The following is a 16,863-nucleotide window of genomic DNA, read 5'->3' as shown; positions in this document are numbered from 1 at the left end:
TTGTAGTTGTTAGAAATTTAATTATAATTCTTAAACGAATAATTCTAGCAGGTCATTTAAAAAGCGATGGCCTTTTTGGCTTACCTGCCAGTTATCTTTATCATCAATTAGTAAGCCTTTTGCAATTGCCTCAGTCAAGGCTTGTTCCTGACTTTGCAGTGACAAACTTGTAAGCAAAGGTAAATCAGCTTTGGGGCAGGGTTCGACTAAACGAAAACGATTCATAAAGAATTCAAACGCTAAGTCGTCTTCTGCTACTTGCCATTGCTGATATAAATACGGTTTGGCAAGATCCATATAACCTCGTGGGTGTTTTACTTTCACCGTACGGGTGATGACTTTATTTTCATCAGTAATTTTACCATGGGCACCGCAGCCGATACCGAGATAATCGCCAAATCGCCAATAATTCAAGTTATGACGGCATTGGTAGCCGGGCTTTGCGAAACCTGAGATCTCGTATTGCTCATAACCTGCTGCTGCGAGTAACGCTTGACCTTGTTCTTGAATATCCCAAAGGGTGTCGTCATGAGGTAAGGTCGGTGGCTTAGAAGCAAACTGCGTATTTGGCTCAATGGTTAGTTGATACCACGAGATATGAGGAGGATTAAGGGCAATAATTTTTTCAAGGTCGCTCAAGGCATCTTCAACAGATTGCCCTGGCAAGCCATGCATTAAATCAAGATTAAAGCTGTTTAGCCCCGCTTGGTGTGCTTGTTTAGCCGCATAACTTGCTTCATCAGCACCATGAATACGGCCAAGGGCTTTTAGCTTGTCATTTTGCATGCTTTGCACACCAATTGAAATACGATTGATGCCAGCGGCAACATATTCTTTAAAGCGACCTGTTTCGACAGTGCCTGGGTTTGCCTCTAGGGTAATTTCACAGTCATCAGTTAGACCAATTAATTTATCTACTTCACCAAGTAGGCGAGTATAAGCGTCACCGGTTAATAAGCTCGGGGTGCCGCCGCCAATAAAAATGCTGTGGATTTTACGTCCTTGCACAAAGTGCAAATCGGCCTTGAGATCATCAATAAGATGCTGAACGTATTCTTTTTCGGGGATTGTGCCTTTTTGATCATGGCTATTAAAGTCACAGTATGGGCACTTTTGCACGCACCAAGGCACGTGCACATATAAACTTAAAGGCGGTAAACTCACAGGCCACCTTTTTGCTGCAATTGCGCAAGTAGCTGTTTTAAAGCTTGGCCGCGATGGCTAAGGGCATTTTTTTGCTCTTTAGTTAACTGGGCGCTCGTGCATTGCTCAGATGGTACGTAAAAAACAGGATCATAACCAAATCCACCCAGACCATTTTGGCTATGGGTGATTTCGCCTTCCCAACTGGCACTACAAATAAGTGGTGTAGGGTCGTCGGCGTGGCGCATTAATACTAACACACACCAAAAACGCGCACTGCGGACAGGGTTATCAGCAAGCTCTTTTAGTAACTTATCGATATTATCTTGATCGCTAGCAGCTGCTCCGGCAAAGCGTGCAGAGTACACACCTGGCGCACCATTTAGGCCGTCTACTTCAAGGCCTGAGTCATCAGCAATCGCAGGCATGCCTGTGATCTTTGCTGCATGGCGCGCTTTAATAATGGCGTTTTCAACAAATGTGGTGCCTGTTTCTGGCACGTCTGGCACTTGAAAGTCGCTTTGTGGAACCACGTTAATATTAAGTGGGCTGAGCATGCTTGCCAGCTCTTTTACTTTGCCAGGGTTACCCGTGGCTAAAACCAAGGTGTTGTTCATAGGTCTATTAATCTACGTAAAATTTTTGCTGAAATTTCAGCGTTTGTAGTTTGCCGTTTTGATTAATTTCGATATCAAAACGGTAAATTTCTTCGTTGCTGTAATCGATTTGCGCGAGGTAATAAATCGCATCGCCTTCAACAACTTCTTTAAATGTAAGCTGCTTTTTATTACCAAGTAGGTTACGTGCAGTGCCAGTTAAAGTTGCTGTCTGCGCTGTTTTATCGCTGTTTTTTAATACCGAAATATTAATAATCCCTTTGCTAGGGCTACGCTCTAAATCATAGTTTTTAGCAATGTTTGGCTGAATAAAAGTCGATGGAAATGCAATGTAATGAACTTCCCAAGGGCCAAGAACCTTGTACTGGGCGCCTGCTTGTTCATCAGCTTTGGCAAAGGTTGTAAATAAACTCAATACAATCAAAGAAAAATAAATAAATTGCTTCATGGTATATCTCACTTAACAAAAGAGGCCTTTCGGCCCCTTACTGCTTCACGTTAAACGCTTAGCCAATTAAATCCATTACTAAAAACTGTAAAAACTGTAGACCAATAATCAACACTAAGATTGATAGGTCTAGACCACCTAGTGGTGGGATAATCTTACGAATAGGGCGCAACATTGGCTCAGTTAGCTGGTGGAATACAGCCTCAATAGGGTTGTAGCCTTGGCTTACCCAGCTAAGTAAAGCACGAATAATTAATACCCAAAATAGTAAGTTTAAACCTTCTTTAACGACCGTAATTAACGCTTGAATAAATACCGGACCTGGCGCCCAAGCATTATAAAACATCAGAAAAATAACACTGAGTTTTGCTACAGCAACTAAATAAGCAAGCACTAACGAGGCAATATCAAAGCCACCCACTCCTGGGATGATTTTACGAAGTGGGTTCACTGCGAACGAAGTGGCTTTCACCACAAACTGGCTCATAGGATTGTAAAAGTCAGCTTTTGCCGCTTGTAACCAAAAGCGTAAAAGGACCACCATTAAAAAGAGATCAAAAATAATCCCAACTAAAAAGTGCATGGCTTGCATAGTTTTACCTTCAAAAAGTAAGCTTAAAGTTCTTTTTCCATCGCTTCAGCGCGAGCGATACAGGCATCCATTGCATCTGCAACAGTACCGACTAAACCTTGTGATTTAAGATGCTCAACAGCTTCGTGAGTCGTACCACCTTTAGAGGTTACGTTTGCACGTAGCTGAGAAATACTGATGTCTGGTTGCGACAGTGCCATTTCGGCTGCACCCAGTGCGGTTTGTTGCACTAAACGGCGCGCATCTTCATCACTAAAGCCAAGTGCTTTCGCTTTTTCTTCAATAGCTTCCATAAATAAGAAGAAGTAAGCAGGTGATGAGCCTGTAACAGCAATGATGTCGTTGATTTGTGACTCTTGCTCAACCCACACAACAATGCCTGTACACTCAAAAACTTGTTGTACAAACTCGTGCTCTTCAGTGGTTTCATCCGCGCCATAAAGGCCAGAAACACCACGGCCTAGTAATGATGGTGTATTTGGCATACAACGCACCATTTTCACATCTTGACCTAGCATTTCTCGTAAACGGTTTACGGTAAGACCTGCTGCTACTGAAATAAATAGCTTGTCGCTAAAATCAACGCCTGAATCTTGGAATGATTGGCAAAGATCGCCCATCATTTGTGGTTTAACAGATAAGACAATCACATCAGCATCGCGAAGTGCCGCGTTGTTATCCGCGGTAGTTTGCACCCCGAAATCAGCAGCAACCTTAGCTAATTTTTCTTGGTTGCGATTGGTTGCAATGATGTTTTTTGCTGCAAAACCGTTCTTTACCATGCCGCCAATGATGGCGTAGCTCATGTTACCCGTGCCTATAAATGCGATTTTTTTGTCTGACATATGTCTGTTATCACCTTTTAATTTCGTTGGCCAAATATATCCGTGCCAATGCGTACCATGGTTGAACCCGCTGCAATCGCCGCTTCAACATCGTTACTCATACCCATCGACAAGGTGTCTACTTGGGGATATTGGGCCTTTAGTTTATCAAAGCAAGCGCTTAATTGCTCAAAATATTGTAATTGTAGCTGGGCATCGTCGGTTTTGGCAGGAATCGCCATCACACCGCGCAGGCATAAATTAGGGCATTGACTGATAAATTCGGCCAGTGCCATTAGCTCGTCTGGGTGGCAGCCTGACTTAGCCTCTTCTAAACTAATATTAACTTGAATTAATACATTGAGTGGGGCTTTGTCGGCTGGTCGTTGCTCATTAAGACGTTTTGCAATTTTAGTGCGGTCAACACTTTGTACCCAATCAAAATGTGTGGCTACTTGGGCACTTTTATTCGATTGAATAGGGCCGATAAAGTGCCAAATAATGTCTTTATAATCAGCCAATGCTGTGACTTTTGTTACCGCTTCTTGAACGTATGATTCGCCAAACTGGCGTTGACCATGCTTATAGGCAGCAATAATATCGTCGGCAGGTTTTGTTTTTGAAACAGCCAATAGGTTGATTGATTGCTCATCGCGGTGATTATTTTTTGCAGCTTGAGCAATTCTTGCGTAGGCGGATGTAAGTCGTTCTGCTATTGTAACCATATAATTATCAGTTGGTTGTGGAGTCATAAATGGATATTACCGAATTATTGGCCTTTAGTGTGCAACACAAAGCCTCGGATTTACACTTGTCATCAGGCGTATCACCTATGATACGTGTTGATGGTGATGTACGTCGTATTAATATTCCAGCATTAGAACAAAAAGATGTAAATAGTCTGGTATACGATATTATGAACGATAATCAGCGTAAGGACTATGAACAAAATCTCGAAGTGGATTTTTCTTTCGAAGTGCCAAACCTTGCGCGTTTTCGTGTTAACGCATTTAATTCAAACCGTGGTCCTGCGGCGGTGTTTCGTACTATCCCAAGTGATGTTTTAACGCTGGATGATTTAGGTGCCCCAGATATTTTTAAAACCATTGCCGACAATCCACGTGGTTTGGTGCTAGTCACCGGCCCTACTGGTTCTGGTAAATCAACGACTTTGGCGGCGATGGTCGATTATATTAATCAAACTAAACATCACCATATTTTAACTATCGAAGATCCAATCGAATTCGTACATGAAAATAAGCTAAGCCTTATTAACCAACGTGAAGTTCACCGTGATACGCATAGCTTCTCTAATGCACTTAGAAGTGCACTACGTGAAGACCCTGATGTTATTTTAGTGGGTGAGCTGCGTGACCTTGAAACAATTCGCTTAGCGATGACTGCGGCAGAAACAGGTCACTTAGTGTTTGGAACCTTGCATACTACCTCTGCACCAAAAACCATTGACCGTATTATTGACGTGTTCCCAGGTGAAGAAAAAGACATGGTGCGTTCAATGTTGTCAGAATCATTGCGTGCCGTAATCTCGCAAACTTTACTTAAAAAGGTAGGCGGCGGCCGAGTAGCAGCCCATGAAATCATGATCGGTATTCCTGCAATACGAAATCTGATCCGTGAAGATAAAATTGCGCAAATGTACTCATCAATTCAAACTGGTGCATCGCATGGCATGCAGACCATGGACCAATGTTTAGGTAATTTGGTTAACTACGGCATTATTACTAATGTTGATGCGCGAGCTAAAGCGCAAGATAAAACCCAGTTTGGTGGCTAACGGAGCTATATTAAATGTCTTTACCTTTAAATCATTTTTTGCAAGTCATGATCGACAAAAAAGGCTCTGACTTGTTTGTTTCTAGCCAACTGCCAGTCAGTGCAAAAGTAAACGGTGAATTAATACCTTTAAGCGATGAAAAACTCTCAGATGAGGATTCACTCGCTTTGGTCGAGTCAGCAATGAACGACAAACAGCGCAAAGAATTTCATGACAGTAAAGAGTGTAACTTTGCGATTGCTACTGATGAAGGTCGTTTCCGTGTTTCTGCTTTTTGGCAACGAGACAGGGCTGGAATGGTTATTCGCCGTATCGTGACACAAATTCCTGATGTGAATGAACTTGGTTTGCCATCAACGTTAACCGACGTGATTATGGCAAAACGTGGATTAGTGCTATTTGTAGGTGGTACTGGTACGGGTAAGTCAACCTCGCTTGCTGCGCTTCTAGGTTATCGTAACCGCAATCAACGTGGTCATATTCTTACTATTGAAGATCCTATCGAATTTGTGCATGAGCACCGTAAAAGCATTATCACTCAACGTGAAGTTGGTCTTGATACAGAAAGCTTTGAATCAGCGCTGAAAAGCTCGTTGCGTCAAGCACCCGATGTGATCTTAATTGGTGAGATCCGCTCACAAGAAACTATGGAATATGCACTCAGCTTTGCAGAAACAGGTCACTTATGTGTCGCAACACTGCATGCGAACAATGCCAACCAAGCCATTGACCGTATCATGCATTTGGTGCCTAAAGAAAAGCACGATAAGTTAAAGTACGACCTTGCACTAAACCTTCGCGCCATTGTTGCTCAGCAGTTGGTGCCAACTGCCGATGGGGAAGGGCGTGTCGCTGCTATCGAAATTTTGCTTAACTCACCTATGGTGGCAGAGCTTATTAAAAAAGGCGATATCGGTTCTATTAAAGAGACTATGGCTAAATCGAAAGAAATGGGCATGCAGACCTTTGACCAAGCATTATTTGAGCTTTATAAACAGCGCCGCATTAACTATGCTGATGCGCTGCACCATGCTGACTCGCCAAATGACTTACGCCTAATGATTAAGCTACAAAACAATGAACAAAAAGGGGCTGGTTTCTTACAGGGTGTGACTATTGATGGCCTGGACGAAAAAGGTAAATCTTAGTTAAAACAAAAGGGAATTACATGCCAGCACTGTCTGTGCTGGCACTCTTTAAATACGTTGAAGGCGCCTACTCACCATAAAACTGCTCAAAAAAGCTTTCTAAAATAATCACAGCAGACATGTTATCAACATTACCTTTGCCGAGGTTTCGGTAGCCACCTTGTTCGAATAAACGCGCTTTTGCGTCTGCGGTGGTTAGTCGTTCGTCTTGCGTTTCAACCGGTATAGCAAAGTGGTTGTGTAAGCGGTTAGCGAACTTCTTAGCTTTAAAAGTAACTTCTTGATTGGTGCCATCCATATTAAGCGGTAAACCAACCACCATTAAATCGGGTTGCCACTCGTCCACTTGTTTTTTAATTAGTTGCCAATCTGGAATACCATCTTTCGCTTTTACAGCTTGTAAACTTGATGCTGTTCCTGTGAGTTCTTGACCAATGGCAATACCAATACTTTTGGTGCCAAAGTCAAAACCCATTACGGTGCGTTCACCGAGTGCCTTAAACGTTCGTTTTGTCATAGTCTTAAAAATTATAAATGTTAAGCATGGCCTGCTTCAGAGCTTAATTGACCGACATCAAAACCCAGCATCGAAACCGCTTTTTCCCAACGTTTTTCAACAGGTGTATTAAAGATGATCTCAGGGTCTGCTTTGATAATTAACCATGAATTCTCCAGCAGTTCTTGCTCTAACTGTCCTTGATCCCAACCAGCATAACCCAATGTGATAATAAATTGTTCTGGTGCTTCACTCGTTGTTAGGCTTGCTAACACATCCTTTGAAGTGGTGATCATAATATCACTGCTGAGCTTTTGACTCGCTGCATAACCAGGCTTTGGTGAGTGCAAAACAAAACCGCGATCGGTTTTTACAGGCCCGCCAGCATATACAGCTAAGCCTGCTGCTTGTTTACTTTTATCGTTATCAATTTCGATTTTATCGAGAAGCTCGCCCACGGTGATATTGATAGGCTGGTTAATTACCAAGCCCATCGCACCATCTTGGTTGTGCTCACAAATATACGTAACAGCACGCTTAAAAAAAGGGTCTTGCATGCTTGGCATTGCGATTAAGAAATGGTTCTCTAATGACTGCATAGGTCGCCCCTTTTGTTGTTTAAATTAAGTATGGCTCAGTTTTCTTTCAATGGCATCAAATAAGTGACCAGTGATTGAAATGTCATAAGCAGCTTCAATCTCTTTTACACACGTTGGCGCAGTGACATTGATTTCAGTTAAACGATCGCCAATGATATCTAGACCAACAAAAATAAGGCCTTTTTCTTTCAGTGTAGGTGCAACAGCCTCTGCAATTTTACGGTCTGAATCACTAATTGGACGTGCTTCACCTCTACCACCTGCTGCCAAGTTACCGCGCGTTTCGCCATTTTGCGGGATACGCGCTAGGCAGTACGGCATTACTTCACCATCAACCACAAGAACGCGTTTATCGCCTTGCTTGATTTCAGGGATATAATTTTGTGCCATTGCAAAACGACTACCATGCTCGGTTAATGTTTCGCAGATCACACCAATATTGGCATCATCTTCTTTAACTCTAAAGATAGAAGCACCACCCATACCATCAAGGGGTTTTAAAATAATATCTTTATGCTCAGCTAAAAATGCACGAATGTCTGCTTGGCTACGTGTTACTAAAGTATCTGGCGTATGTTCGCTAAACCAAGCCGTGAATAGCTTTTCATTGGCATCGCGTAAGCTTTGCGGCTTATTGATAACCAGCGTACCAGCTTGCTCAGCACGCTCTAAAATATAGGTAGCGTAGATGTACTCAGTATCAAAAGGCGGATCTTTACGCATTAAAATAACGTCTAAATCAGCTAAAGCAATGGTGGCTTTTTCTTCTAATTCATACCAGTGATTAACATCATCAAATACACGGGCTTTGGCAGCTGTTGCATAGCCTTGACCTTGACGTAGAGAAAGGTCATCCATTTCCATGTAGTAAATTTCGTAACCGCGCTTTTGTGCTTCCATCATCATTGCAAAGCCAGTGTCTTTTTTAATATTAAAGCCACTAATTGGATCAGAGATTATGCCTAGCTTAATTGCCATATTTTTGCCTTAGAATCGTATGCCATACTGTGTTTTGTTACTTTGATATATGGGTATTTTTACTGTTTTCAATTCGCTAAATCGCCAAATTGCAATTGTAATGCGCTCAGTACCGTCAGAGCGGCTGTTTCTGTTCGCAGAACACGTGGCCCTAAGCGGATATCAACAAAGTCTTGCTGTTTAGCAATGTTAATTTCTTCATCGGTAAATCCACCTTCAGGACCGACTAAAAAGCGTACCCCTTCACTGGGGATTTGAATCGTTTTAATACTGTGCTCAGCACGCGGGTGCAAAGTAAGTTTAATCGCATCACTTGCTTGTTCTAGCCACTCTTTTATATCGATAGGCGGGTGTACAACAGGCACAACGTTGCGGCCAGATTGTTCAGCCGCGGCAATTGCAATTTTTTGCCATTGTTGATGTTTTTTAGCAAGGCGATCGCCACTTAGTTTTACGCCACAACGTTGACTAAAAATAGGGGTGATTTCTGTAATACCAAGCTCGACTGATTTTTGAATAGTGAAATCCATTTTATCACCACGAGAAATACCTTGGCCTAAGTGAATCTTTAAAGGCGACTCAACATCATGATCAACAAATTCCTGTGGCTTAACGACCACGTTTTTTTTGCTCACTTCAATAATTTCACTGAGGTATTCACCTCCTTCACCATTAAAAATCGAGACCTTATCACCGACTTGCATGCGCAATACGCGGCCAACATGACCTGCGGCATCATCATCTAGTGCTACTGGGGTGTTTAAAGAAATCGCTGAAGGTTGGTAAATGTGTGGAACTCGCATGACTGTCACTTATCAATAAATTTAGCAATATGGTAAGTATACAGCGGCTTAGGTGCAATTATTTATTTTCTATTTAACTCTTCAGCTAACGGTAAAAGATCTGTCGTCGTTTCAGCGATAGTTGTTTGACAGGAAAGGTGATTTATATGGGCGCTGTCGGGGCAAGGCGCAAAGCTAAAACCTTGTTCTTCTTGTTTTACTAAATAACGTATTTTATGTAGGGAATTGTATATAAATTTTTGTGCATCATCCGCTAATTGGTAATCGGTTAAATTAATTAAAACACCTTTAATGTTGTGGTGTTCATGCAGGTAGCTGGCCAGTTCAGAGACACTTATTTCATTACTGAAGTCGCAATAACAGTAATCTTTTATTAATTCATCAAACATAAGTTTGACCATGTGGCGGCTATTTGCGCCTGCCACAACAAGCGTTGAGCCTTCAACGCTCGCAAAGTAATGCTCAGTAAAGGCTCGGCTAAACTCATTGTCTATATCAACTAGTAAATAATCATTAACTTTAAAGGGCATAGAGTCTCACGGTACTAAAACTTCCGTATCAAATTGAAAACATACTAATAAGTAAATAGCCTATTGCGCCAAAAACGGCAAACTCAATACACGCAATACCAATATTATCTTGATGATCAACTTCAAGAGAAGTATCTATATTCGGTAAAGAAATATACTTAATAATGTAGCTCAAAATATAAAGTAATACCCACATAGCACCGCAATGAGATACCAAAGTGAATAAGTTTTCTACCATCTTACCACTAATAAATGATGCACTGGCAAGACCAGCATAACCGGCAAGAGCAAGGCCAATAGACTTACCGGCGTAGCGGATACCGATGGAAGTATTTTCTAGATTAAAATTACTTTGTAGCGACGCACCTTGGTTAGCTTTTGCAAAACGATACTCACGGATTTTACTATCAAGGGCAAACATACCTTGCAGCACAAAAAAGCTCACTGTGGCGATCAATAAGCTGCTATAGCCTTGGGTATGGCACCAGTTATAAAGACCAAGAGCAATAATACAGTTTGCGATTAGCATGCCTGAATCGACCAAGGCGGCGCAGACATTTTGCTTTAGAATAGCGGCTTCTTCATTAAAGCGATGCAAAATCCATTTACGATGAATTAAATGGCCTATTTTTATAAAAGCAAACAACAGCACAATGAGTAAAAGTACTTTTAGCGGATTAGATTGGGCTGCACTTAAGCTAATCTCATCAAATATATAAGCGATAGTTGCTATAACGACCATGATTTCGCTGGCAAAGCTTATTCCCATGGCAAAGTTATCATGTTGCGCAAGCTCTTCTTTAAGCGCTTGTTTTGCTTTGATTTGCGTTAGAATACGTAGCAGTACTATAGTGGCGCAGATTACAGCGAAACTAATAGCAATCGCGACTAAACTAGTGTTAGATAGTGATAAATATGACATGCAGGTCCCTGCTAAATAATTCTTTGATTATCATTCTAGTACGGTTATTGGCAAGTTAAAAGAGAGTATTTAATGAGTAATTTACACGCGCTTCCAGAGTCACTTCATCAGTTAGGCCAAACCCGCTTCGCGAGCTTGTATGAGGGGCAAACTGAACAACAGAAAATTATTAACTTGTTGTCTTTAAGCGACTTTGCGTGGAACTGCTTACAATCTCAGCCAAACTTAAAAGACTGGTTACTTGATGATAAGGAGCTTGCTAATCGTGCAGTTGAAGCTCCGTTAAGTAGTACAGAAATCAATGAGCTTGACGACAATGCTGCAATGGCAAAACTGCGTTTGTATCGAGAAAAGTACTGGTTGAAAGTGGCTTTTCTTGACTTGTGCTGTGCAAACCCAATCGCTGATAGCATCGCTTATATCTCAGCGCTTGCAAATCAGCTTATCGATAGTGCCAATCAGTGGGCGTTTGCGCAGGTAGCTAAAGTTAGTGGTATGCCGCTTGATGATGACGGTAATGCAATGCAAATGTTAGTTTTAGGCATGGGGAAACTAGGTGGAGGAGAGCTTAATTACTCCTCTGACATTGATTTAATTTTTTCTTACCCTCGTGATATTGCAACGCAAGGTGGGCGTCGCTCTATTGAAGCGCAGGTGTTTTATACCAAAGTGGCGCAAAAGCTGATTATGGCGCTTAATCAAACTACGGTAAATGGCCAAGTATTTCGGGTTGATATGCGCCTGCGACCATTTGGTGAAAGTGGGCCTTTGGTGATGAGCTTTCATGCTATGGAAGATTATTATCAAGAGCAAGGACGTGAATGGGAACGCTACGCCATGCTAAAAGGGCGATTAATCGGCACAGAAAACCGTTATTGGAATGAGTTTTATGAATTGCTACGGCCATTTGTTTATCGCCGCTATATTGATTTCTCGGTGATTGAATCGCTGCGTAAAATGAAGCAAATGATAGCTCAAGAAGTACGCCGAAAACGCCTTACAAACAATATTAAATTAGGCGCAGGGGGCATTCGAGAAGTGGAATTTGTGGTACAAGCGCTGCAAATGGTGCGAGGTGGTCGCGAAGCTAACCTGCAAACTCAGTCATTATTAGTTGCTTTAAAAGAACTGGTTAACAATCAGGTTATGTCCAACAAAGAGGCTGATTTACTTACACAAAACTATTTAGACTTACGTCAAATTGAGCAGTACTTACAGATATTTGCTGATAAGCAAACGCAAACTCTACCTGATGACGAATTAAACCAACAACGTTTATGTTATTTGCTCAATAAAGACGATTTTAATCAGTGTTTGTCTAGTATCGAGCAGATCATGTCTCAAGTCCATGGTGAATTCGAACAGGTGATTGGTTTTGAAAGTGAAACCAGCGACCCGTGTGAAAATGAGTACATCAGCGCATGGGAAATGACGGATGTTAGCCTGATGTGTGAGCCGAACCTTGATTGGCAAGCAGCATTGGAAGATTTTAAGGCGCGTTTAACTAAGGCGAAGGTTGGTAGTCGAGGTCGTGACATTTTAGATAAATTAATGCCGCTTTTACTTAAACAATTAACGATAGCAAAAGCGAGCAGTGACGCCTTTATGATGATCTGCCAAGTATTGAATAAGATCATTTCACGAACCGCTTATCTAGAGCTGTTGTATGAAAACCCTGGAGCCTTAAATCAACTGGTTGCACTATGTTGTCATAGTAAATGGATTGGCGAACATATCTCTCGTTACCCAATTTTACTTGATGAGCTGATCGATCCTCAGGTGCTTTATAAACCGACACCTTTATCTGCTTACAAAGATGAAATTAGACAATACTTCTTGCGCATTGAGCATGGTGATCTAGAGCTGCAAATGGAAGCTCTTCGTCAGTTTAAGCAAACGCATCAGCTACGCATTGCAGCGGCTGATGCAACTGGTGTACTCAGCGTGATGAAGGTAAGCGACCACCTTACAGCGCTTGCTGAGGCAATTGTAGAGCAAGCGGTCAATATTGCATGGCATGCGTGTGTTGAACGCTTTGGTCAGCCCGTTAATACGTCAGAGCAAGAAAAAGGCTTTGCGGTAATCGCCTACGGTAAAACGGGTGGCTTTGAAGTTGGCTACGATTCAGACTTAGACCTTGTGTTTGTGCATAACCACGATGGCAGCAGTTATACCGATGGTGATAAGTCGATTGATTCGCGTCAGTTTTATTTAAAACTTGCACAGCGCTTAATGCATTTATTCAATACTCGCACGGCGTCTGGTATTTTGTACGAGCTTGATACTCGTTTACGTCCTGAAGGGGCGTCAGGCTTACTGGCTATTAATTTAGAAAGTTACTACCACTATCAGCAAACTCAAGCATGGACTTGGGAACATCAAGCTCTCGTTCGCTCACGCATGATTTACGGTCAAGCATCATTAAAAGATCGTTTCGCGCGAATTCGTATAGATGTGTTATGCCAAACCCGTGATAACGAAAAATTAAAAACGGATGTTGTTGAGATGCGCGAAAAAATGCGCGCTCACCTTGCTAAGGGTAACGATGAGCTGTTTGATTTGAAGCAAGATAGGGGCGGTATTACAGATATTGAATTTATTACTCAGTATCTGGTGCTAAATAATGCTAAGCAACATCCAGAGCTAACGAGCTGGTCTGATAATGTGCGTATACTAGCCGATGCGGCGCGTTTAGGCTGTATTAGTGAGCAAATGCAGCAAGAGTTAGTGGCTGCGTATATAGCCTATCGTTCACGTTATCATGTAATGAGTTTGAATCAGCAGGGGCGTTGTGCGCCACGTGCTGAGTTAACTCAGCATATCGACTTAGTTAGTCAGGCGTGGCTACAGGTGTTTTAGCTTTTTAAACGGCGGCAATTTTCACGTACATAAGCAGAGGGCAGCTCAGTGATCACAGCCGCTCTTTGCTTAAAACAAAAATAAGTGTAAACCTCATTTTCGAAATCATCGTTGATTGCTCGACCTACTTGATACAATGCAGAAACGAAGTTGCTATCAACTCGAAAGTGATCTTTTACTACGTAGTCTTTACTAAGATACCAATACAACACAATATCTTCATTTTTAGCATAATCAGATAATACATCTTTTAAAGTCGTGCCATTTTCAAAGCGACGAGGTTGTATATCTCCTGTCCAGTTTGGCGATGAAGGCTCAACGACTTTTTCACGCTCAAATAGTGCGACATCTAGACTAGTTTCAGGTGTCGGTAATTTAAGAACATATTTATCTCGCTCGTTATCTTTGTCATTGACCTGATTTCGAAGGGCTGAATAAAAGCGTGATAGACCTTGGGCTGCTGCATTTTGAGTATTTTTGATATCTAATACGGGGCCGCTGCCAAATAAAAAATAAATAGCAGCAGCAATCAAAATGACAGCTAATGATAAATGCTTAACCCAAAACCACATTTCTAATACTCTTGTTGTTAATTAGCTTAATAAAACCATACATACAGCAAAATGTCACTCTACTTGTAATAAGAAGGTGCATTCTTATCTGGACGAGTTTTAAAGCGGCGATGTAGCCACATGTACTGCTCAGGAGCCACGTTTATTGCTTGTTCCATACGCTGGTTAACGCGTGTTACATCAGCAAGGTTATCGCCACTAGGGAAATTTTCTAAAATAGGAAGCACTTCTAGATGATAGCATCCATTCTCATCACGACGACTCGTTAAACTTACGGTTTCGCAGTTCTTACTATTGGCAAACAGCAGTGCACCTGTAGTTGTTGCTGTATCTTTTACCGCATAAAACGGTGCAAACTCGCAACGATTACGGCCATAGTCTTGATCTGGCAAGTAGTAACAAACCTTCTTGTTTTTGAGGGCTTGCAGTAGGCCTTTGACATCTTTTTTACCGATTAGATATTCATTAGAGCGTAAGCGACCATTGGTAGTAAAATACTCCATTAGAGGATTATTATGTGGGCGATAAAAACCAATACCTTGGTGCTTTAAGCCCATTACCCGACTCGCCATTTCAAGGTGTAAAATGTGTGGAACAAGAAGTAAAACGCCTTTGCCTGATTGCTGAATTTGCTGAAAATATTCTAACCCTTTTATCGAGCCATACACTTTTTTAACTCGCCACTCGGGCCACCACCAAGCCATGCCGGTTTCCATCATCGCAATACCGGTATTTTCCATATTTTTACGAACTAGTTCGCGTTGTTCATGCTCTGGCATTCCAGGAAAGCACAAACGAATATTCACCTCAGCAATATGGCGACGACGTTTCATAAAACGGTGTACTAGGCGGCCGAGCAGTTTTCCAAGCGCTAGTTGCAATTTATGTGGCAACCAAGAGATAAGATATAAAAAGAAAATGCCAACCCAAGTTAACCAGTAGCGAGGGCCCAAAAAAGACGCTTTAAACGGTGATGAACTAACCACAAAAAAATCTCTAAAAATAAAAAAGCTAGTTTAACTGTAAGTGTTTAAAAATACAAAAAGCCAGCGCGAGGCTGGCTTTGTTGGTATAAGTTTCGAAGAAATATTTAGATTTCTTTTAAACCTTGGTTAATAGCAATAAGGTCTTCACTAGTTAGTGTACCAGCAGCTTGTTTCAAGCGAAGTGTTGAAACAACATAGCGGTAACGAACATTTGCTAAGTTACTTTTTGCGTTATATAAGTTTTGCGTGCTGATCAATACGTCAACGATAGTACGTGTACCAACTTCAAAGCCTGCTTCAGTTGCTTTAAGTGCACTTTCTGCAGAAACAACAGCTTGTTGTAAGGCTTTATACGTGGCAATGTCAGACACTACTTGGTTATATGATGTAATAACCGAGCGAGTTACTGCACGTAAACTTGCTTCTAAATCTTCACTTGCGGCAACATAAAAAGCGCGAGCTTGATCTGTTGCTGCAGTTGTAGCACCACCTGAGTAAATCGGTAGGCTAAAGTTAACGCCAATTTTAGCGCTATCTTCACGAGGTTGATGTGAGTTGCTATTTAGATCGGTTAGGCTGTCACCGTAAGAAGCACTTAATGTTAGCTTCGGATAGTGCCCCGCTTTTGCTAAATCAATTTGATCTTTTGCAATATCAACCGTTACTTTAGAAACTTGCAGATTTAAGTTGTTGTCTTCAGCAATTTTGATGTACTCAGACGATTGTTTATTTGGCGCAACAGTTGAAAATGTATCTGTATTCAACATGTCTAGTTTTGCGTGGTATTTACCAGTAATTTCGCGAAGTTGCTCACGCGCTGTTTCAACACTGTTCTTAGCAACAATTTCTTGTGCAACAGAGTTATCATATTGAGCTTGTGCTTCGTGTACGTCAGTGATTGCTGTTAAACCTACCGCATAACGCTCTTTAGTTTGTTGCAATTGGCGCTCGATGGCACGCTTTTCTGCTTGAACAAACTCAAGGTTATCGATTGCACTTAGTACGTTGAAGTAACCCTCAGCTACACGAACGATTAGATCTTGACGTGCAAAATCATACTGAGCGTCTGCTTGTAATGCTTGCTTATCAGCAATACCTAGCGAGTTCCAAGCGCCTAAATCAAATAGTGTTTGGTTTAGGCTAATACCACGGCTGAAAACATCAGGATCGTAATCATAACCAGCATAACCTGTAGTATCATTACCCTCATAAAGATCAGACTTGGTTGTTTCATAACCAAGGCTTAAGCCAATTTGTGGTAATAGTGCACTTAACGCGCGATCACTTTCATAAGCTTGCGCATCTGCTTGGGCTTTTGCTTTAAGTACGGTAGGATCGTTTGCTGTAGCAATCTCGTAAACTTGTAGTAAGTCTTCAGCATAACTAGCTGTTGCAGTCAGTGCGCTTGAAAACCCGATCAGCGCAGCGAGTAGAGTTTTTTTCATTGTTCGTTCAGTCCTTAGACAATTTTGTACTATCACCATGGTACTCTTTTTTAATGAATAACCAAAAAAAAATTACGTAAATCTGCATGTCCAAGTGTAACAGAAT

The 16,863-nt window shown here is 41.6% G+C and carries 18 protein-coding genes; 3 read left to right on the top strand and 15 right to left on the bottom strand.

Annotated elements, in window-relative coordinates; translation table 11 throughout:
- Positions 1-30 precede the first annotated feature (30 nt).
- Genes hemW through CWB80_RS07980 form a run of 6 tightly spaced genes read right to left on the bottom strand, consistent with a single transcriptional unit; the run spans position 31 to position 4,376 of the window.
- Complete coding sequence (gene hemW / locus CWB80_RS08005; RefSeq protein WP_138598888.1) at positions 31-1,164, bottom strand: radical SAM family heme chaperone HemW; 1,134 nt, start codon at positions 1,162-1,164, stop codon at positions 31-33.
- Positions 1,161-1,760 carry an XTP/dITP diphosphatase gene (locus CWB80_RS08000; RefSeq protein WP_138598889.1) on the bottom strand — a complete coding sequence of 200 codons (600 nt, stop codon included), beginning with the start codon at positions 1,758-1,760 and terminating at the stop codon, positions 1,161-1,163. The genes hemW and CWB80_RS08000 overlap by 4 nt, the downstream gene beginning before the upstream one ends.
- Before the next feature lie 7 nt (positions 1,761-1,767).
- Positions 1,768-2,208 carry a DUF4426 domain-containing protein gene (locus CWB80_RS07995; protein ID WP_054552668.1) on the bottom strand — a complete coding sequence of 147 codons (441 nt, stop codon included), beginning with the start codon at positions 2,206-2,208 and terminating at the stop codon, positions 1,768-1,770.
- A 58-nt stretch (positions 2,209-2,266) separates the two neighbouring features.
- Positions 2,267-2,800 carry a YggT family protein gene (locus CWB80_RS07990; RefSeq protein WP_058586592.1) on the bottom strand — a complete coding sequence of 178 codons (534 nt, stop codon included), beginning with the start codon at positions 2,798-2,800 and terminating at the stop codon, positions 2,267-2,269.
- Between the two features lie 23 nt (positions 2,801-2,823).
- Positions 2,824-3,645: a pyrroline-5-carboxylate reductase gene (gene proC / locus CWB80_RS07985; protein ID WP_138598890.1), complete on the bottom strand. Its 822-nt coding sequence runs from the start codon at positions 3,643-3,645 to the stop codon at positions 2,824-2,826.
- Positions 3,646-3,662: 17 nt separating this feature from the next.
- On the bottom strand, positions 3,663-4,376 hold the full coding sequence (locus CWB80_RS07980; RefSeq protein ID WP_138598891.1) for a YggS family pyridoxal phosphate-dependent enzyme: 714 nt from the start codon (positions 4,374-4,376) through the stop codon (positions 3,663-3,665).
- 2 nt (positions 4,377-4,378) lie between these two features.
- On the opposite strand from CWB80_RS07980, the gene CWB80_RS07975 reads away from it, so the two are divergent.
- Together CWB80_RS07975 and CWB80_RS07970 are read left to right on the top strand one after the other, a co-directional pair.
- Positions 4,379-5,419 carry a type IV pilus twitching motility protein PilT gene (locus CWB80_RS07975; protein ID WP_054552664.1) on the top strand — a complete coding sequence of 347 codons (1,041 nt, stop codon included), beginning with the start codon at positions 4,379-4,381 and terminating at the stop codon, positions 5,417-5,419.
- A gap of 14 nt (positions 5,420-5,433) precedes the next feature.
- Positions 5,434-6,567 (top strand): PilT/PilU family type 4a pilus ATPase, encoded by a 1,134-nt coding sequence (locus tag CWB80_RS07970; RefSeq protein WP_054552663.1) that lies wholly within the window; start codon positions 5,434-5,436, stop codon positions 6,565-6,567.
- A 67-nt stretch (positions 6,568-6,634) separates the two neighbouring features.
- On the opposite strand, the gene ruvX is transcribed toward CWB80_RS07970, so the two are convergent.
- The 6 genes from ruvX to CWB80_RS07940 form a co-directional block, all read right to left on the bottom strand.
- A complete protein-coding gene (gene ruvX, locus CWB80_RS07965; RefSeq protein WP_054552662.1) occupies positions 6,635-7,084 on the bottom strand; it encodes a Holliday junction resolvase RuvX in 450 nt (149 codons plus the stop codon).
- A 20-nt stretch (positions 7,085-7,104) separates the two neighbouring features.
- Positions 7,105-7,662 (bottom strand): YqgE/AlgH family protein, encoded by a 558-nt coding sequence (locus CWB80_RS07960; RefSeq protein WP_054552661.1) that lies wholly within the window; start codon positions 7,660-7,662, stop codon positions 7,105-7,107.
- 24 nt (positions 7,663-7,686) lie between these two features.
- Complete coding sequence (gene gshB / locus CWB80_RS07955) at positions 7,687-8,640, bottom strand: glutathione synthase (RefSeq protein WP_054552660.1); 954 nt, start codon at positions 8,638-8,640, stop codon at positions 7,687-7,689.
- A 68-nt stretch (positions 8,641-8,708) separates the two neighbouring features.
- Positions 8,709-9,443 carry a 16S rRNA (uracil(1498)-N(3))-methyltransferase gene (gene rsmE / locus CWB80_RS07950; protein WP_054552659.1) on the bottom strand — a complete coding sequence of 245 codons (735 nt, stop codon included), beginning with the start codon at positions 9,441-9,443 and terminating at the stop codon, positions 8,709-8,711.
- Between the two features lie 62 nt (positions 9,444-9,505).
- Positions 9,506-9,973 carry a hypothetical protein gene (locus CWB80_RS07945; protein ID WP_054552658.1) on the bottom strand — a complete coding sequence of 156 codons (468 nt, stop codon included), beginning with the start codon at positions 9,971-9,973 and terminating at the stop codon, positions 9,506-9,508.
- Between the two features lie 28 nt (positions 9,974-10,001).
- Positions 10,002-10,895 (bottom strand): DUF350 domain-containing protein, encoded by an 894-nt coding sequence (locus tag CWB80_RS07940; RefSeq protein ID WP_054552657.1) that lies wholly within the window; start codon positions 10,893-10,895, stop codon positions 10,002-10,004.
- Positions 10,896-10,967: 72 nt separating this feature from the next.
- Here CWB80_RS07940 and glnE point away from each other — a divergent pair, with 72 nt between their 5' ends.
- A complete protein-coding gene (gene glnE / locus CWB80_RS07935) occupies positions 10,968-13,754 on the top strand; it encodes a bifunctional [glutamate--ammonia ligase]-adenylyl-L-tyrosine phosphorylase/[glutamate--ammonia-ligase] adenylyltransferase (RefSeq protein WP_054552656.1) in 2,787 nt (928 codons plus the stop codon).
- On the opposite strand, the gene CWB80_RS07930 is transcribed toward glnE, so the two are convergent.
- The 3 genes from CWB80_RS07930 to tolC form a co-directional block, all read right to left on the bottom strand.
- The gene (locus CWB80_RS07930) at positions 13,751-14,326 is read right to left on the bottom strand and encodes a TcpQ domain-containing protein (protein ID WP_054552655.1); all 576 of its coding nucleotides are present in this window, start codon (positions 14,324-14,326) and stop codon (positions 13,751-13,753) included. The genes glnE and CWB80_RS07930 overlap by 4 nt on opposite strands.
- A gap of 59 nt (positions 14,327-14,385) precedes the next feature.
- A complete protein-coding gene (gene lpxL, locus CWB80_RS07925) occupies positions 14,386-15,312 on the bottom strand; it encodes an LpxL/LpxP family Kdo(2)-lipid IV(A) lauroyl/palmitoleoyl acyltransferase (protein ID WP_138598892.1) in 927 nt (308 codons plus the stop codon).
- Positions 15,313-15,416: 104 nt separating this feature from the next.
- Positions 15,417-16,757 (bottom strand): outer membrane channel protein TolC, encoded by a 1,341-nt coding sequence (gene tolC, locus CWB80_RS07920; protein WP_054552653.1) that lies wholly within the window; start codon positions 16,755-16,757, stop codon positions 15,417-15,419.
- Positions 16,758-16,863: the final 106 nt, after the last annotated feature.

Source organism: Pseudoalteromonas sp. S1650, from assembly GCF_005887195.1.
Taxonomy (GTDB): Bacteria; Pseudomonadota; Gammaproteobacteria; order Enterobacterales; family Alteromonadaceae; genus Pseudoalteromonas; species Pseudoalteromonas simplex.
The sequence above is the reverse complement of the archived record's forward strand: the minus strand, read 5'-3'. Positions and strand labels throughout refer to the sequence as shown.

Excerpts from the sequence above, each read along its gene's own strand:
- CWB80_RS08000 (WP_138598889.1), bottom strand. The coding sequence starts at position 1,760 with ATGAACAACACCTTGGTTTTAGCCACGGGTAACCCTGGCAAAGTAAAA.
- CWB80_RS07995 (WP_054552668.1), bottom strand. The coding sequence starts at position 2,208 with ATGAAGCAATTTATTTATTTTTCTTTGATTGTATTGAGTTTATTTACA.
- CWB80_RS07990 (WP_058586592.1), bottom strand. The coding sequence starts at position 2,800 with ATGCAAGCCATGCACTTTTTAGTTGGGATTATTTTTGATCTCTTTTTA.
- proC (WP_138598890.1), bottom strand. The coding sequence starts at position 3,645 with ATGTCAGACAAAAAAATCGCATTTATAGGCACGGGTAACATGAGCTAC.
- CWB80_RS07980 (WP_138598891.1), bottom strand. The coding sequence starts at position 4,376 with ATGACTCCACAACCAACTGATAATTATATGGTTACAATAGCAGAACGA.
- CWB80_RS07975 (WP_054552664.1), top strand. The coding sequence starts at position 4,379 with ATGGATATTACCGAATTATTGGCCTTTAGTGTGCAACACAAAGCCTCG.
- CWB80_RS07970 (WP_054552663.1), top strand. The coding sequence starts at position 5,434 with ATGTCTTTACCTTTAAATCATTTTTTGCAAGTCATGATCGACAAAAAA.
- ruvX (WP_054552662.1), bottom strand. The coding sequence starts at position 7,084 with ATGACAAAACGAACGTTTAAGGCACTCGGTGAACGCACCGTAATGGGT.
- CWB80_RS07960 (WP_054552661.1), bottom strand. The coding sequence starts at position 7,662 with ATGCAGTCATTAGAGAACCATTTCTTAATCGCAATGCCAAGCATGCAA.
- gshB (WP_054552660.1), bottom strand. The coding sequence starts at position 8,640 with ATGGCAATTAAGCTAGGCATAATCTCTGATCCAATTAGTGGCTTTAAT.
- rsmE (WP_054552659.1), bottom strand. The coding sequence starts at position 9,443 with ATGCGAGTTCCACACATTTACCAACCTTCAGCGATTTCTTTAAACACC.
- CWB80_RS07945 (WP_054552658.1), bottom strand. The coding sequence starts at position 9,973 with ATGCCCTTTAAAGTTAATGATTATTTACTAGTTGATATAGACAATGAG.
- CWB80_RS07940 (WP_054552657.1), bottom strand. The coding sequence starts at position 10,895 with ATGTCATATTTATCACTATCTAACACTAGTTTAGTCGCGATTGCTATT.
- glnE (WP_054552656.1), top strand. The coding sequence starts at position 10,968 with ATGAGTAATTTACACGCGCTTCCAGAGTCACTTCATCAGTTAGGCCAA.
- CWB80_RS07930 (WP_054552655.1), bottom strand. The coding sequence starts at position 14,326 with ATGTGGTTTTGGGTTAAGCATTTATCATTAGCTGTCATTTTGATTGCT.
- tolC (WP_054552653.1), bottom strand. The coding sequence starts at position 16,757 with ATGAAAAAAACTCTACTCGCTGCGCTGATCGGGTTTTCAAGCGCACTG.